The 16,771-nt window shown below is 42.0% G+C and carries 14 protein-coding genes, 1 pseudogene and 1 riboswitch; all 15 genes and pseudogenes read right to left on the reverse strand.

Going from position 1 to position 16,771, the window contains the following annotated elements:
• Positions 1-8 precede the first annotated feature (8 nt).
• Positions 9-1,505 carry an aminomethyl-transferring glycine dehydrogenase subunit GcvPB gene (gene gcvPB / locus BK575_RS12330; protein ID WP_078410641.1) on the reverse strand — a complete coding sequence of 499 codons (1,497 nt, stop codon included), beginning with the start codon at positions 1,503-1,505 and terminating at the stop codon, positions 9-11.
• Entirely contained in the window at positions 1,498-2,850 is a 1,353-nt protein-coding gene (gcvPA, locus tag BK575_RS12335; RefSeq protein ID WP_078410642.1) for an aminomethyl-transferring glycine dehydrogenase subunit GcvPA, read from the reverse strand. Before gcvPA ends, gcvPB begins: the two co-directional genes overlap by 8 nt.
• Before the next feature lies 1 nt (position 2,851).
• Positions 2,852-3,247, reverse strand: a complete 396-nt coding sequence (gene gcvH, locus BK575_RS12340) for a glycine cleavage system protein GcvH (protein ID WP_078410643.1) — start codon at positions 3,245-3,247, stop codon at positions 2,852-2,854.
• Between the two features lie 155 nt (positions 3,248-3,402).
• The gene (gene gcvT / locus BK575_RS12345) at positions 3,403-4,518 is read right to left on the reverse strand and encodes a glycine cleavage system aminomethyltransferase GcvT (RefSeq protein WP_078410644.1); all 1,116 of its coding nucleotides are present in this window, start codon (positions 4,516-4,518) and stop codon (positions 3,403-3,405) included.
• Between the two features lie 14 nt (positions 4,519-4,532).
• Entirely contained in the window at positions 4,533-5,414 is an 882-nt protein-coding gene (sdaAA, locus tag BK575_RS12350; RefSeq protein WP_078410645.1) for an L-serine ammonia-lyase, iron-sulfur-dependent, subunit alpha, read from the reverse strand.
• Complete coding sequence (locus tag BK575_RS12355; protein ID WP_235867377.1) at positions 5,414-5,929, reverse strand: serine dehydratase beta chain; 516 nt, start codon at positions 5,927-5,929, stop codon at positions 5,414-5,416. Before BK575_RS12355 ends, sdaAA begins: the two co-directional genes overlap by 1 nt.
• Positions 5,930-5,941: 12 nt before the next feature.
• On the reverse strand, positions 5,942-7,192 hold the full coding sequence (gene glyA / locus BK575_RS12360) for a serine hydroxymethyltransferase (protein WP_078410646.1): 1,251 nt from the start codon (positions 7,190-7,192) through the stop codon (positions 5,942-5,944).
• A 195-nt stretch (positions 7,193-7,387) separates the two neighbouring features.
• A riboswitch (glycine riboswitch) is annotated at positions 7,388-7,490 on the reverse strand.
• Positions 7,491-7,750: 260 nt separating this feature from the next.
• Positions 7,751-8,578, reverse strand: coding sequence for a polyamine aminopropyltransferase (speE, locus tag BK575_RS12365; RefSeq protein ID WP_078410647.1), 828 nt, complete (start codon positions 8,576-8,578; stop codon positions 7,751-7,753).
• Between the two features lie 311 nt (positions 8,579-8,889).
• Entirely contained in the window at positions 8,890-10,365 is a 1,476-nt protein-coding gene (locus BK575_RS12370) for an alanine/glycine:cation symporter family protein (RefSeq protein WP_078410648.1), read from the reverse strand.
• 473 nt (positions 10,366-10,838) lie between these two features.
• Positions 10,839-10,937, reverse strand: a pseudogene (locus BK575_RS29590) (aldehyde dehydrogenase family protein); the annotation flags it as partial.
• Positions 10,938-11,020: 83 nt separating this feature from the next.
• A complete protein-coding gene (locus BK575_RS12375; protein WP_078410649.1) occupies positions 11,021-12,523 on the reverse strand; it encodes an aldehyde dehydrogenase family protein in 1,503 nt (500 codons plus the stop codon).
• A gap of 20 nt (positions 12,524-12,543) precedes the next feature.
• Positions 12,544-13,437 (reverse strand): 4-hydroxy-tetrahydrodipicolinate synthase, encoded by an 894-nt coding sequence (gene dapA, locus BK575_RS12380; RefSeq protein ID WP_078410650.1) that lies wholly within the window; start codon positions 13,435-13,437, stop codon positions 12,544-12,546.
• Between the two features lie 124 nt (positions 13,438-13,561).
• Positions 13,562-14,515 carry a proline racemase family protein gene (locus tag BK575_RS12385; protein ID WP_078410651.1) on the reverse strand — a complete coding sequence of 318 codons (954 nt, stop codon included), beginning with the start codon at positions 14,513-14,515 and terminating at the stop codon, positions 13,562-13,564.
• Entirely contained in the window at positions 14,512-15,549 is a 1,038-nt protein-coding gene (locus tag BK575_RS12390; RefSeq protein WP_078410652.1) for a proline racemase family protein, read from the reverse strand. The genes BK575_RS12385 and BK575_RS12390 overlap by 4 nt, the downstream gene beginning before the upstream one ends.
• The gene (locus tag BK575_RS12395) at positions 15,546-16,721 is read right to left on the reverse strand and encodes an NAD(P)/FAD-dependent oxidoreductase (RefSeq protein WP_078414764.1); all 1,176 of its coding nucleotides are present in this window, start codon (positions 16,719-16,721) and stop codon (positions 15,546-15,548) included. Before BK575_RS12395 ends, BK575_RS12390 begins: the two co-directional genes overlap by 4 nt.
• Between the last annotated feature and the right edge of the window lie 50 nt (positions 16,722-16,771).

Raw genomic sequence — 16,771 nt, forward strand, 5'->3', positions numbered from 1 at the left:
GTTTCACTTTATGCCTTTACCGTTTCTTTTTCTTTTTCTTTCTCTTCCGCTTCCTCTTTTGTATAACGCAAGATGGGTTGTCTTGCTGCTTGTACTTCATCCAATCGGCCAATGACCGTTGTATGTGGTGCCTCTAATACGATACCTGGATTTTCTTCCACTTCCTTAGCAATTTGAATCATTACATCTGCAAAGGCATCCATTGTTTCTTTTGACTCGGTTTCGGTCGGTTCAATCATTAAACATTCCTCTACATTTAAAGGAAAGTAAATGGTCGGTGGATGGTAGCCGAAATCAAGCAGACGCTTGGCCATATCAAGTGTTCTCACACCCAGCTTTTTCTGTCTGGATCCGGATAATACGAATTCATGCTTGCAAATTTGTGAATATGGTGCATCAAAATAGGGCTCAAGCTTTTTACGAAGGTAATTCGCATGAAGCACTGCCCCTTCAGATACTTGGCGCAATCCTTCAGGTCCCATTGTGCGAATATAGGTGTATGCACGAACCAAAATACCAAAGTTCCCATAATACCCTTTTACACGGCCGATAGACAGCGGGTGATTAGAGTTCAACACGTAGTTCTCACCGTCTTTTTCAATGCGCGGCACTGGCAAGTACGGAATGAGCTTCTTTTTTACACCGACCGGACCAGCTCCGGGACCTCCTCCGCCATGAGGCGTTGTAAACGTCTTATGAAGATTTAAATGCACGATGTCAAAGCCCATTTTCCCTGGTGTTGTTTTCCCTAAAATCGCATTGGCATTCGCTCCGTCATAGTAAAGTAATCCGCCTGCTTCATGAACAACTTTAGCAATTTCTACAATTTCTTTTTCAAACAACCCAAGTGTATTAGGGTTTGTTAGCATCAATGCAGCGGTATCATCGTCAACATGCTTCTTTAATTCTTCTAAGTCCACCAAACCATTTTCATTGGAGGGAATGGTGACCGTTTTAAAACCGGCAACGGTGGCACTGGCAGGGTTCGTCCCGTGCGCTGAGTCCGGAACAAGCACCTTTGTTCTTTTTTCTCCTTTTTGCTCAAGATAAGCCTTTACCATCATTAAACCGGTCCATTCTCCTTGAGCCCCCGCAGAAGGCTGTAACGTCACTGCGTCCATGCCTGTGATCTCAGCCAATTCTTCCTGCAATTCATATAGAAGCTCTAATGCGCCCTGTACCGTTTCAGCTGGCTGATACGGATGAATGCGGCTAAAGCCTTCGAAACGTGCCACATCTTCGTTAATTTTCGGATTGTATTTCATCGTACAAGAACCAAGCGGATAGAAACCATTATCAATCCCGTGGTTTTTATTTGAAAGTGCTGTGTAATGGCGCACAAGCTGAAGCTCTGATACTTCCGGGAGCTCTGCTGGCACATCACGAATCAAATGCTTCGGAAATTTATCATGTAAATCAATGCCTTCAACATCACTTTCCGGAAGGCTTGAACCGACACGCCCTGGACGGCTGATTTCAAAGATTAGCTCATTGTATTCAACCATGTACAACCGCCTCCAATATTCCTGCAAATTGGTCAATCTCTTCTTTTGTTCGCTGTTCGGTCACCGCAATGAGCATTTGATTGTCAAAGCCGTAATCACTTCCTAAGTCAAACCCTCCGATGATTCCTGCCTCAAGCAATTTTGTGTTGACCTCCTTCACCGGACAAGGAAGCTCTACCACAAATTCATTAAAGAATGGTGCTTGATTCATAACGATAAAGCCTTTCTTTTGAAGGCATCTTGCCATGTAATCAGCTTTTTCAACATTTAGCTGTGCCATATGGCGAATTCCTTGCTTTCCAAGTGCTGTCATGCAGATAGCCGATGCAAGAGCGTTTAATGCCTGATTGGAGCAAATATTGGATGACGCTTTATCACGGCGAATGTGCTGCTCACGCGCTTGCAGGGTTAGCACAAATCCGCGTTTTCCTTGGTCGTCTGTCGTTTGCCCCACAATGCGTCCCGGTACTTTACGCATAAATTTTTTATGAACCGCAAAATAGCCGCAATGCGGACCTCCAAAGGCCATCGGTATTCCTAATGGCTGCATATCGCCGACCACAATATCCGCTCCGAGTTTGCCTGGTGCCTGCAGAAGCGCTAGTGCCAGCGGGTTGGCACTGACGATGAACAGTGCTCCTTTTGCCTCCGCGATTTTTTTTATCTCTGCTAAATCCTCAATAGAACCAAAGAAGTTTGGGTATTGAACAATAACGGCGGCAGTATCCTTTTCGATTTGTTCTTGCAGTTTTTCCAGGTCTGTCACATCATCAGCAAGATTCACTTCTTCCACCGTATACCCTTGTCCGTCTGCTACCGTGTTTAAGATGGCACGTGATTCAGGATGAACGGCCCTTGATACAAGCACTTTTGAACGTCTTGTTGAGGCAACGGCAAGTGATGCAGCTTCTGCAAGCGATGTAAAACCATCGTACATTGAGGAATTGGCCACATCCATTCCTGTCAGCTCACAAACCATCGTTTGAAATTCAAAAATGGCTTGTAACTCACCTTGGCTGATTTCCGGTTGATAGGGTGTATAAGCCGTGTAAAATTCAGAGCGTGAAATCATATGATTCACCACGCTTGGAATGTAATGATCATATGTACCCGCACCAAGAAAAGTCGGGTAGTAGTTAGCATTTTTATTTCGTGAAGCAAGCTGCTGCATCTTTTTCAAAAGAAGCGGTTCAGGAACGGCTTTCGGAATGTTTAGCTCACCATCTAAACGAATGTCAGATGGAATGTCTTCAAATAACTCATCTATGGAAGAAATGTTTAAAAAAGCGAGCATCTCCTCTTGATCCTGCTTCGTATCAGGAAGGTATCGATAAGTATTTGTCATCTTATTCCTCTCCTTCATTGATAAATGCTTGGTACTCACCTTCATTTAGAAGCGATTCTAACTCTTCTGGATTGGATATTTCTATTTCTACTAACCAACCTGCTTCATATGGATGTTCGTTGATCGTCTCAGGAGTATCGTTTAACTCCTCATTTACACGAACAATTGTACCTGATACTGGAGCGTAAAGTTCAGAAACGGCTTTAACCGATTCGATTGTTCCCATTGATTCATTAGCTGTTACTTCATCATCCACTGCCGGATTTTCAACAAAGACGATATCTCCCAACTGCTTTTGTGCATAATCAGAGATTCCAATTCGTACTCGATTTCCGTCCAATTGTAATACCCACTCATGTTCCTTGCTATATAATAAGTTTGCTGTCGCGTTTGTCATTGTTTTTTCTTCCTTTCACTTTTTAATATTTTTATAGTTTTGAAAATCATAAAAAATATGGCCTGTAACGTGCCTATCGATTTACCGTCTTTCTAAAGAAGGGACTGACAATTACCTATCTTCAAACGATCATCGCTATAACTCTAGTAAAGATTTCATAATTTTTTTTTATAGAATGGCGATTTTACAACAATGGCATCAATCATTTTTTTTCGTATTTCAACTTTTAGCTTTATTCCCACTTCAGCATTTTCTGCTGATACGAGCGCAAGACCTAAGCTTTTCTTTAAAGACGGGGAATGGGTTCCGGATGTAATAAAACCGATTTCTTCTTCATCCGCTGAAAACACCTTGTAACCGTGACGAGGAATGCCTCTTCCTGTTACTTCAATCCCTACTAATTTTCGTTTCAACCCTTCTTCTTTTTGGGCCGTAAGGATGTCTTTACCGATAAAATGACTTTCTTTATTCGTTTTGACAGCAAAACCGATTCCAGCTTCAAGCGGGCTGATTTCATTTGTGAGTTCTTGGCCATAAAGGGCAAGGCGTGCTTCAAAGCGAAGAGTGTCACGCGCACCAAGCCCGCATGGTTTTAAGCCATCTTCTTTTCCGGCTTCTAGAAGCTTCTCCCACAGTACTCCTGCCTTATCAGCTGCTAAATAAAGTTCAAAGCCGTCCTCGCCTGTGTAGCCTGTACGGGATACAAGCACGTCTGTAATCCCAGCCAGATTGACATGTTGAGCAAAATGGAAAAAACCAATTTCGGTTAAGTCTGTTTCTGTTAACTTCTGTAAGATGCCTTCTGCCTTTGGACCTTGAAGAGCGAGCTGCGCAATGTCACCTGACATATTTTGAAGCGTCACTTCTCCTTTTACATGCTGCTCCATCCACTCGACATCTTTTTCAATGTTTGCTGCGTTAATCACGAGGAGATATTTTTCATTCGCTAACTTGTAAACAAGCAAGTCATCGACCGTACCGCCGTCTGGATAACACATGGCTGTATACTGAGCTTGATTGATACTAAGCTTTGTTACATCGTTTGTGACAAGGTAGTTAATATAGCTTTCTGCATCTTTCCCTGTAACGAGCACCTCCCCCATATGGGAGACGTCAAAGAGTCCCGCTTCCTTTCGAACAGCCTCATGTTCTTCTAAAATGCTGGAAAACTGTACCGGAAGTTCCCAGCCCCCAAAATCAATGACCTTTGCACCGTATTTTTTATATGTTTCAAAAAGCGGTGTTCGCTTTAAAACTGTTTCTGTACTCATTGATACACCTCCGATTACGATTTCTTATGAAATAACTGCTCTTTTACCTTTTTACCTGTTTCGGTCATCGCAAGACCTCCAAGTGCGGTTTCCCTTAGTGTCCGCGGCATTTCTTTTCCGACCTTATACATCGCTTCAATAACTTCATCACATGGAATGCGACTTTCTATACCGGCAAGGGCTAAATCGGCAGCTGAAAAGGCAATCGATGTGCCAATAACATTTCGCTTAATGCAAGGCACTTCAACAAGCCCTGCGACCGGATCACATACTAAGCCTAATAGGGATTTCAGAGCGATAGCTGTCGCATTTACTGCTTGTTTTGGGGTTCCGCCTTTTAATTCAACGATTGTCCCGGCTGCCATGGCGGTTGCTGAACCAACCTCCGCCTGGCATCCTCCCGCCGCTCCTGAAATAAAGGAACGGTTCGCAATCACATAACCAAGCATACTGGCCGTAAACAAACCCATGACTAACTCTTTATGGGAAGTGCCGTCATTTTTGCGAAGAGAGAACAATACTCCGGGTAAAATGCCGGCCGCTCCAGCTGTTGGAGTAGCCACAATGACACCCATTCGCGCATTGCTTTCAGATGTGGCTAATGAGAAAGTCATCGCATTGCTTATATAATCACCTGAAAGCGCTTTACTTTGATTGATGTAGTCATACATTTTCACGGCATCGCCGCCGGAAATGCCGCTTGGTGCAGTGGAGTCATCTTTTATCCCGCTATCAACGGCTTCTTTCATTTTGATCAATCGCTCTTCCATCATACCGATAATGGTTTCTTCATCTCTTCCTGATTTTTTCGCTTCCACCATCAGCATCATTTCACCAATTGTTTTTCGTTCACTCTCACAAGCCTGAATAAGCTCTTTCATGGACTGAATTTCCATCATACGGCCCCCGCAATTAATTTCCTTCTAGGCTGATAACGATTCGCAAGGGCTGCAAAGTCATCGCCAGCGCTTAGACGAATATCTACCATCTCTTCATCAATCATAAAGATTTTAGATAAACCACCGCCAAGTGAGGCACCGCCTACTTTTGCCGCACATTCCCCGCGTTTCACCGTAACAACCGTTGTGTTCGGATGTTCAAAATATGGACAACTATCTTCAAGCTGAAATTCATAGGCCATCCCATATTGTGCGGTCAGCTGGATCGAATGTTTAATCCGTGAATCATCTGTATCCATTCCAAGCAATCCGCCAAGAAGGGCTTTATCTGTCCCATGACCTTGATGTGTTTCGGAAAAAGAATCATAGAAAATAATCGTTGCTTCTTCCGGGCACCCGCCTACCAATTCATGAATGAACTTCCCGATTGATACAACACCCGCTGTATGAGAACTGGATGGTCCTACCATAATCGGACCGATAATGTCAAAACAACTTTGAAATTCCATCATGAGGCTCCTTCCTTACACAGTGATTGGCTGTTGAAATAATGGATACCCATCACAAATCGCTTTTGTCGTCTCTTTTGCTTGTTCGAGAACGCGCGGCTCCCCTTTGCTCTTTAAAACAGCTGCGATGACTTTCGCGATCTGCATCATTTCTTCCTTTTTCATCCCGCGTGTTGTTAATGCTGCTGTTCCCATGCGGATGCCGCTTGTAACAAACGGGCTTTGAGGATCAAATGGAATGGTGTTTTTATTGACGGTAATGCCAGCTTCTTCTAGTAATCTTTCTGCCTCTTTTCCTGTTAAGTTCCACGGACGTACGTCTAAAAGGACAATATGATTATCAGTTCCGCCAGAGACAAGAGCTGCTCCTTCTTTTTTTAATGTTTCGCCAAGTGTCGCTGCATTTTCGATAATTTGTTTGGCGTAGACCTTGAAGCTTGGCTGTAATGCTTCTTGGAAAGAAACTGCTTTGGCTGCAATGATGTGCATCAACGGTCCGCCTTGAATTCCCGGGAATACGGCTTTATTAATAGCTTTCATCATCTCTTCATCGTTTGTTAAAATGATACCGCCTCGCGGTCCTCTCAATGTTTTATGAGTAGTGCTTGTCACCACATCTGCATAGGGGATTGGTGATGGATGGAGCCCCGCTGCTACAAGTCCTGCAATGTGAGCCATGTCTACCATGAATTTGGCTCCAATTCGATCTGCAATTTCTTTAAAGCGTGCAAAATCGATCGTTCTTGGATAGGCGCTTGCTCCTGCAATCATCAATTTTGGCTTTTCTTTTTTCGCGATGGCTTCCAGTTCATCATAGTCAATCAAGTGAGTATCTTCCCTTACGCCATAAGACACAATCTCAAACCATTTTCCTGAAATGCTGACAGGGCTTCCATGAGTTAAGTGGCCGCCATGCGAAAGGTTCATTCCCATCACTTTATCACCTGGTTGGAGCAGTGCGTAAAAAACAGCGAGATTTGCTTGTGCACCTGAATGAGGTTGAACATTGGCATATTTGGCACCAAACAGCTTCGTTAGGCGATCGATAGCTACTTGTTCTGCTACATCAACAAATTCACATCCGCCATAGTAACGCTTCTCTGGATAACCTTCTGCATATTTATTGGTCATCACGCTTCCCATTGCTTCTAATACGTCCTGGCTTACAAAGTTTTCTGATGCGATTAACTCCAGTGTTTGATGTTGGCGCTGCTTCTCTTTCTCGATTGCTTCAAAAATGGTCAGATCATTTTTTTGTAAACTCATTCATACCCTCCTCTTAACTTTGTTCAGACTTCCTTTTGTTGGATCAAACAATAGTTTGAAGATTAGCATAGCTGGAGATGCTAAATCTCTTTCTCACTACAGACCTTTTTTCTAAGAAAGCTGTAGGGAGAAAAGACGCTTTACTACCTTTTTTTGCACGCAAAAAAGGACAGAAAAAGGGTAGCGTAGCGTTCTCTACCCTTCTCTGTCCTTTTACCTGAGAGTTTAACTCCATTATTCATAGAGCCTTCCCCTTTGGTGGCGTACTACTGTATACGCGCTCTCCAGAGGTGCGTCCCATTGTGGTTCCTTCTACCTGAGAGATTTGTTCCAAGGGTCTTTTTGGAACTTGCTCCTTCGGTGGCTTGTCGCATTGCACTCTCCCACAACCGTCATCCGCTCATATTCATTTTCGTTATATTCAGAATAATCACCAAAAATCAAAATGTCAAGAGGCTTGTTAACGTTTATATTCTGATTTATTCAACTGTTGATCTAGATTCTGGCTCATCTCTATTGTTTGAGAATCCACAACCAAATCGTTTTTATCCTAAAATACTATTTACACAAATTCTGAACAAATTTAGGGAGAACAAAAGATGCTTTATGTAATTCAGGTGTGTAATACTTTGTGTCAAGATCGAAGAAACGAGAAACATTTACATCTAATGGATCATGCGTCTTTGCTCCAAGCGTAAATGTCCACAGCCCGCTCGGATATGTTGGAATATTACAAGTATAAAGACGAGCAATCGGGAAAATCTCTTTCGTATCATGAATCGCATCTCGTATCAGATCGCCTTTAAACCAAGGATTATCCGTCTGAGCCACAAAAATGCCGTTTTCCTTTAATGCCTTCGATATTCCCGCGTAAAAGCCTTTCGTAAATAAATTGGCAGCTGGTCCTACAGGCTCGGTGGAATCGACTAAAATGACGTCATATTCATCTTCACTATTTAGAATATGCATAAAGCCATCACCTATAATAAGCTCTACGCGCGGGTTGCTGTACTCAGAGGCGATATTGGGTAAATGCTGCTTTGAATACTCCACTACTTTCCCATCGATTTCAACTTGAACAACATTGGTAACACTTGGGTGTTTCAATACCTCTCGAATCGTTCCTCCATCACCGCCACCAACAACGAGCACCTTTTGTGGATTTGGATGAGTAAATAATGGCACATGAACAATCATCTCATGATAGACAAATTCATCCTTTTCCGTGGTCATAACCATTCCGTCAAGTAGAAGCATATTGCCGAATTCTTCGGTTTGAATCATGTCCAACTGTTGATACTCTGTTTTCTCGGAATGGAGGCTTTTATTAACTCTTGCTGTAATACCAAAAGACTCGGTTTGTTTTTCCTTAAACCATAATTCCATATTCAATTTCCTTTCTATGTAGAGAGATACATAGAATATAAATCTTTGTGCTACACAAAGGTCAAGCTTTATTAATGGGAGTTCCTCTGAAATGGATAGATTCATAGAAATACGCTATCCTTTCTGATTAACACACAAAAAGGATAGCGCTTTTTCAGTTTCAAGGTATTAATTTACTTTAGCTTGTACCCTATTGAAACACTTTTACTTATTAAGTTAACGGAGCTTTTTAGTTTAGCAGCATCATAATGTCCAAGGTTTAAAGCTTAAAATTATCTTGAAATTTTTTCACCAAAACCAAATTTTGTACCTTAACTGATAGATACTTTATCTTTAGAAGCACCACTTTCGGTCTCTCTGCATTTTTCTTCCCAGAAATCAGCTCCGGTTATGCCTACTGTGCTTGGATTGAAAATCGGGTCTTTCCCTGCTTTTTTCTGGCTTTCATAATCCTTTAATACTTTTAAGGTCGGTTTTGTCAGAAGTAAAATCGCAACAAGATTAAGCCAAGCCATACTTCCTATACCCAAATCCCCTAGAGCCCATAATAAAGATGCCGACTCGACGCTTCCAATATAAACCATTACTAAAAATACAATTTTCAGGACTGTTTTCAACCATTGCAACTTTAGTTTTCTATCAAGATAAACAAGAGTCGTTTCGGCAATATAGTAATAGGCTAGTAAGGTGGTAAATGCAAAGAAGAAAATGGCTATAGAAACAAATATCGAACCGAATCCCGGTAAAACGGTTTCTACTGCTTCCTGTGTATAGATAGGTCCAGCTTCAATATTTTTCATTGTTTCAACAATTGGTTCTTTTCCTTCTGGGGTGACGCTATACATGCCCGTTACAAGAATCATGAGAGCTGTGGCCGTACATACAACTATGGTATCGATATAGACTGAAAAAGCTTGGACTAATCCTTGCTTGGCAGGATGAGAAACTTCTGCTGCAGCCGAACTATATGTTCCTTCACCAGCACCAGCAACGTTTGAAAATACCGCTCTCTTGACCCCCCAGGCAATCGCTGCACCGACAATTCCCCCGAAGGCCTCATTCACACCGAATGCGCTTGAGAAAATAAGAGAGAACATAGCAGGAACTTCCGTCATATTCGCAAATAAAACGATGAATGTAACGACCACATATCCTAATGCCATAAAAGGAACGATTTTTTCTGCGACATTGGCAATTCGCTTTACACCGCCAAAAATAATCATGGTAAGCAAGACAACTAATAAAACTCCAGTGATGCCCTTATTTAGGCCAGATGTATTTTCAAACCCGACTGCAATCGTGTTCGATTGTATACCAGGCAATAATAGTCCATAGGAAATGGTAACAACAATCGCGACTAACGTAGCGAACCACTTAATCTTTAATCCTTTTTCGATAAAGTAAGGTGTCCCTCCCCTGTATTCATTTCCCACTTTACTTTTATACACTTGGGCAAGAGTAGATTCTACAAAGGCACTGGCTCCTCCTAATATGGCCATTACCCACATCCAGAAAACCGCCCCTGGGCCTCCAAAGGCAATAGCCGTAGCCACACCCGCTATATTCCCAATTCCCACACGTCCTGCCAGAGCCATACAAAAAGCCTGGAAAGATGATACTCCTGAATCTGAACTCTTACTTTCGAAAAGCAATTTAATCATTTCTTTAAAATATCGTATTTGTAAAAACCGAGTGACAATCGAGAAAAATACCCCTGCTCCCAGGGCAAAGATAACCAATCCGATACTCCATACTTGTCCAACTAACCATTCTACTAATTTCTCCATCTAATCCCCCCAAAGAAAGCTTATACTTACCTTATTAAGAGAAAACTAAACTCTTTAAAACCCCTTTAACATGCAGGAATATTAGTCCAAATCATTATAATACTCCCTTAGTACTATTTTTCTTTTATGACCAAGCCTTACAGTGTCATTTGATAGCGCTTCCATTTGTTGCGAAAATTGTAGATGCTGCTTAGAGGACGATTTTATTTTCAGTCCCAGAACCTCTCTGTCATTTTTTATATTCATAAATCTTCTAAATCAAATATATAAGCATTACTTAATTTTTTCGATATTTGTTATGGATCCTTACCCTATCTGCGCTTTTCTGTTCTTTCATCTCGATTAAGCTCACAAGGGTTCACCTATGCGGATGGCGCCAACCCCGCAAGGGGGGTGTCAGCCGCTTAGGTCTAGAACATTTGACATGGTTGCTCTTTGATCATGTCGAATGTTCTAGATGGATATATATAGTTTTATTTCAAGTTTACCCAAACGCTCTTCACTTCTGTGTAGTTGTCGAGTGCTTAGGAGCCCATTTCTCGTCCAATCCCGGATTGTTTGTAACCTCCAAATGCTTATGTGTGGAATGGGATATGGGACAGACCCGCTGTCCCGCTCTCATCCGATTGGTACACGGGGGTTGTCCCATTGTTCCTTATAATAACTCATCCTGCTTGATGTTAACAAATACACTTTTCACTTCCGTATAGTTTTGTAATCCATACTCTCCACCCATTTCGCGGCCGATTCCTGATTGTTTGTAGCCACCGAAAGGCATTGTTTCCCATTCAAGACCAAAATCATTAATCCAGACTGTACCTGATTGCAGCTTGCTTGCAATGTAATGGCCCTTTTTCATACTTTCTGTCCAGATACTTGCAGCTAAGCCATAGTCACTATCGTTTGCCCGTTTAATTACCTCTTCAATCGTGTCGAAAACGAAAATTGACATGACTGGACCAAAGATTTCTTCACAAGCAATAACCATATGATCTTCTACATCAGCGAAAATGGTTGGCTGTACAAAATATCCTTTTTCAAATACTTTTTCGCCACCAGCCACAAGGCGCGCCCCTTCTTTTTTCCCTTGTTCAATATAATTAAGAACAGTTTGTTGCTGTTTAGCTGAAACGAGTGGCCCCATTTCCGTTTCAGGATCCATTCCTGGTCCTAGCTTCATTGCGTTCGCTCGCTCTGCTAAAGCTTCAACGACACGTTCATATTGCTTTCGCTGTACAAATACACGTGTGCAAGCACTGCAGTTTTGCCCATGATTGTACATCGTTCCGTTAAATGCCCCTTCAATTGCTAGTTCAAGATTAGCATCTTCTAAAATAATGGCTGGCGATTTTCCGCCAAGCTCTAGCGTAACACCTTTAATTTGATCTGCAGCTTTTTTCATTACTTCTTTTCCAACAGCTGTTGATCCAGTGAAGGCTACCTTATCGACATCTTTATGCGTGATGATTGCTTCTCCCGCAATCCTGCCCGATCCTGGCACAATATTCACAACACCGTCTGGAAAACCAGCTTCTTTAAACAACTTTCCTACGTATAGAAGAGATAGCGGTGTTTCACTTGCCGGCTTAATAACAACCGTACAACCAACAGCAAGTGCGGATCCGAGCTTCCAAGCAGCCATGGCAAGCGGGAAGTTCCATGGAATAATTTGGCCTACAACCCCAACTGGCTCATGTACAGTATAGGTTACATAATCCTTTGAAATAGGAGTTGTCTTACCTAATAGTTTCGTCGCCCAACCTGCATAATACCTGAAATGCTGAATGGTTCCATCGATATCATCTGCCAGAGCGACTTTATATGGTTTTCCATTATCCAATGATTCTAGCTGTGCAAGTTCTTCACGGTTCTCTTCTAAGAGATCTGCAAATTTATAGATTAGTTGAGAGCGGTCAGCGGCATCTATTTTTGTCCATTCACCCTCATCAAATGCCTTTCTTGCAGCAGCTACTGCAACGTTAATATCTTCCTCTTGCGCTTCACTTACTTCCGCAATGACCTCTTCATTTGCAGGATTAACGACGAAAAACGTTTTACCTCCAATCGATGGAACATATTCACCATTTATATATAGTCCTTTTACACCTTCTAAAAATTCCTGCACTTTTGGTTTCAATGTGTAATTTGTCGCTTGCATGTTCTCTCTCCTTCACTATTTTAGTTATTTACTGTTTCTAAACTTGCAAGAAGGTCTTTTAGCTTTTGATCTTCCTCAGGTGATAGACCTAAACGAGGGTAACGCGCAGGGCCTCCAGCTTGGCCAGTTAATTCCATGGCTCTCTTCACAATTTGTACATATTTTCCAGATCCTTCAAGAAACGCACAAAGCGGTAAAATACGATCATTGATTGCCCATGCTTCTTTTAACTCACCGTTTTGGAAATGGTTATACATGTCTGTAACAAGCTTTGGAACGATATTTCCTGCAACAGAAATCCATCCAGTTGCTCCAACTAAGTAAGACTCCATTACAAGCTCTTCAGCGCCGCAGAATACTTCAAAATCTCCTTTGCCTTTCCTTGCAAGATCTCTTACCTTGCCAATTTCACCGCTTGATTCCTTAATGTGAGTCACATTTTCACAATCCTTACCAATCTGAATCATTAAATCTGTGCTCATATTAACGCCAGAAGTAAATGGGTTGTTATAAAGCATGATTGGCAGATTAACAGCACTAGATACTTCTTTGAAATGATGGTAGATTTCATTTTCCTTCGGCTTCATGTAATAAGGGTTAATGATTAGAGCACAATCCGCATCATGTGCTTCCGCCTGCTTCGTATATTCAATGGTTTCTTTCGTTGTTTCTGCAGATGTTCCAACAATAACAGGAATACGGCCGTTTACTTCTTTCGTTACGACTTCAACCATTTGGAATTTTTCTTCTTTTGATAGACTTACAAACTCTCCAGTACTTCCATTGATCACAATACCTGCGACTCCTTGATCCACGAAGTAGTTTACATTATTTTTCACACCGCCCCAATCAATCTCCTGTGCCTCATTCATCGGTGTAATTAATACTGGATAAGCCCCTTTAATTGTTTTCATTTTTATTTCCCCCTTGATATTTTTTGAATTTTCAATATATTTTAAAGAGATATTACTCTTTTTTATAGGATTGTTTTTTACTATCACTAGTAATGTATAAATATAGGTAAACAGCTACAATCAATTACTTTAATAAGAACCCAGCAGACAAAGGATCTGTCGGATCTAATACAAATGTCTGCATTCCTGTAATGAAGCCGCGGCTTGCCACAGTGAACTGGTATCCACTCTCTGTTTGTTTGACTGCTTGTACTGTCAAACTGCTGTCAAAAATACTTTCATTTATGAATGGCGGTTCCATGTGCAATTCACCTTTAGAAAGTAAGCTTGCATAACATGCCATCGTCGATCCAAAGCCAGGGGAACGAACAATATACTGGTCCTCACGGAAAGTGACCGTTTTCATTCGGCCCTCTTCTAGATGAGAATCATCCATTAAAATGGCACCTTTTACAGGAAGTGCGGGCTTGAGAGCGTGAAGCACTGTTTGCCCCCATCTCTTCAATTCAGAAAGTTCCTCAACACGAATCTCTGCAGAAATTTTGCATTTTTCAAACACTGCATATAATTGATCCGCTTGTACGAGAGAGAACGGTGTATTTAAATGCGGATGAGACAATGTGACGTTTGTTTGGACTAATTGACACGGTTCACTTTCTAGCACCACTGAAACTACTTCTTCCTTCTCCATAATAGCGGTAACCGAAATCAAACCACTGACTGTTTCGACTTTGTATTCACTTGATGCCCTCGGCTGTAACTGGCCGCATTCTAGTAAAGCTGTCATCACAGCAACGATGCCGCCGTAATGAAGAGGAACCGTCCCTTCATGATTGAAAAATAACACTGCCGCATCTGCTTCCTGACTAATCGGCGGAACAACCAAACAGCCATTTAAGCCTGCAAACCCGCGCGGTTCATTCAATAAAAGATTAATCTCTTCTGCAAACACATGCGGAAACTGCTCATTTAACTGTTCCAAGTTTTGATAATGAATGAATGGAACATCTTTGATAATACGGAACGCCTCACCTGCTACGTGTACATCCGTTGTTGAATATATCTTTTGAATTTTCATTTTACGTCCTCCGTTTCATGCTCCATCGGGGGAATAAGCAGAAACCCTTCTTTAAGCGGATCTTCTTCGTGGTAGAAGAACCGATGCATCCCCATCAGCCAAGCTGATCCCGTAATTTTAGTTACTACAGCCTCGACGCCTTCTACATCCGTTGTTTCCAGCACGCGTCCTCTGAATAGAGAACCGACAATGCTTTCATGAACAAATTCTTCTCCAATTGAAATTTCTTGATTAGCATATAGTACTGCTAATTTGGCAGAAGTACCCGTTCCACATGGAGAGCGGTCGATTCCTCCTGGAGGAACAATAACTGTATTTTTCACATCTGCTTCTTTATGGGTCGGTTCAGTAAAAAACTCAACATGAGTTAACCCTCGAATAAATGGATATTGCGGATGAACGATTTCAGTTTTTTCATTAATGGTATTTCTGATGTGAATCGCTTTTTCAATTATGTTGGAAGCATTCTCTGGAATTAAATCCAATCCAACCGATTTAGCGTCTATGATTGCGTAAAAATTGCCGCCATACGCAATGTCAGCATCTACACGCCCAATTCCCTCGACATCAACGGAAACACTTTTTAAGAGAAACGCTGGGATATTGCAAAAAGATACTTCTTTCGCTTTTCCATTTTCTACAAAAATATCCACTTCGACGAGTCCAGCAGGTGTATCCAATTTTAATGAAGTAATCGGCTCCTGAATGGGAATCAATCCTGATTCAACTAGAGCAGTACAGACCCCAATGGTGTCATGTCCGCACATCGGCAAATATCCACCCGTCTCTATGTAAATTACGCCGATATCCGCTTCAGGATGGCACGGATCTGTTAACAAAGCACCAGACATGACATCATGACCACGCGGTTCGTTCATTAAAAGCTTGCGGATCCAGTCATACTCCTTTTTCATATGAAGCATTTTTTCTGACATGGTTTCTCCAACGAGTTTTGGGAGACCGCTAATCAGCGTTCTCGTTGGATTCCCGCCTGTGTGTGTATCAATGGTCGTAAAGACTCTTTGTGCCCTCATCTGCTCAACACCCTTTCTTTAAAACGGCTAAAACTAAGCGGTTCAATGGGAATAGACGTTTCTTTTTCATTAATGAGTTCTTCTACTATTTTCCCTGTTACGGCTGCGAGGCTGATCCCGTCACCTTCATGACCAGCCGCAATATAATAGTTTGGAAGTTTATCCACCCGTGAAACGATTGGCAAATGGTCTTCCGTCCACGGTCGCAATCCTGCATACGAACGAATCACCATCATATCGGCCATTCTCGGATAAAAGCGGATTGCCCGGTTAGCGATACATTTAATGATTTCATTGTTTACTTTCGTATTGAAGCCAACAAACTCCCTGCTGCTTCCGATTAAAAAATTTTGACTTTCCGTTGGTTCAAAGACAAGAGCTACTCCGTATTTTTCAGTTAGCGGATCGACGCGGCGCTTTCCACCAAACTTGGAAATTAAGTAACCAAACTCCATTACTTTTCGAGAGCCCACATGCTGCTGCCTTGAGGCAACGATAATATGCCCTTTTCTCGGTTCAATTGGTATTGAAAGATTAAGCATTTCTCCTATTCGAGGCGCCCATACTCCAGCTGCATTGACGACATGATCCGCAGTAAAAATCCCGTTTGTCGTTTCTACAGTAAATGAACCACTTTTTTCTTTTTTCATTTGTTTCACTTCTGTATGCTTGAAAGCCTTAGTTCCTAGTTTTTTTGCTTCCTCCAAAAGTGAAAAAGCTAGGAGATAAGGATTGACCGTGGAATCAGTGGCACATTCCAAACCGCCTAATAAGTCATCTGCAAAAAAGGGAGACTCCTGACGGATATCCTGCCGGTCAAGCATTCTAAATGGTAACCCCGCCGCTTTTTGACGGTCGACCCATTTCTGTGCCGCTTCCATCTCCTCATCCGACTCACAAACAAGGATGCTTCCCGGAGCTCGATATTCAAAAGAATGCTCCAAGTCCCTGCTTAATTGATCTACTAAATTTTGACTAAACAACGACATCTGACTGTCAAAACCCGGGTCTTTATCAATCGCCAAAATATTTCCGTCACATCGTGAAGACGTGCCACTGACAAATTCCCCTTTTTCAATAATCGTTACGCCTCTTCCGTATTTAGAAGCATAATAGGCAATCGAACAGCCAATAATTCCCCCGCCAATGACTAAAACGTCACAGTGCTTCACATAACATTCCCCCCTTGGTGAAATGGCTTCATCTTCTAATATTGCAATTA

This window comes from Priestia abyssalis, assembly GCF_002019595.1.
Lineage (GTDB): Bacteria > Bacillota > Bacilli > Bacillales > Bacillaceae_H > Bacillus_BA > Bacillus_BA abyssalis.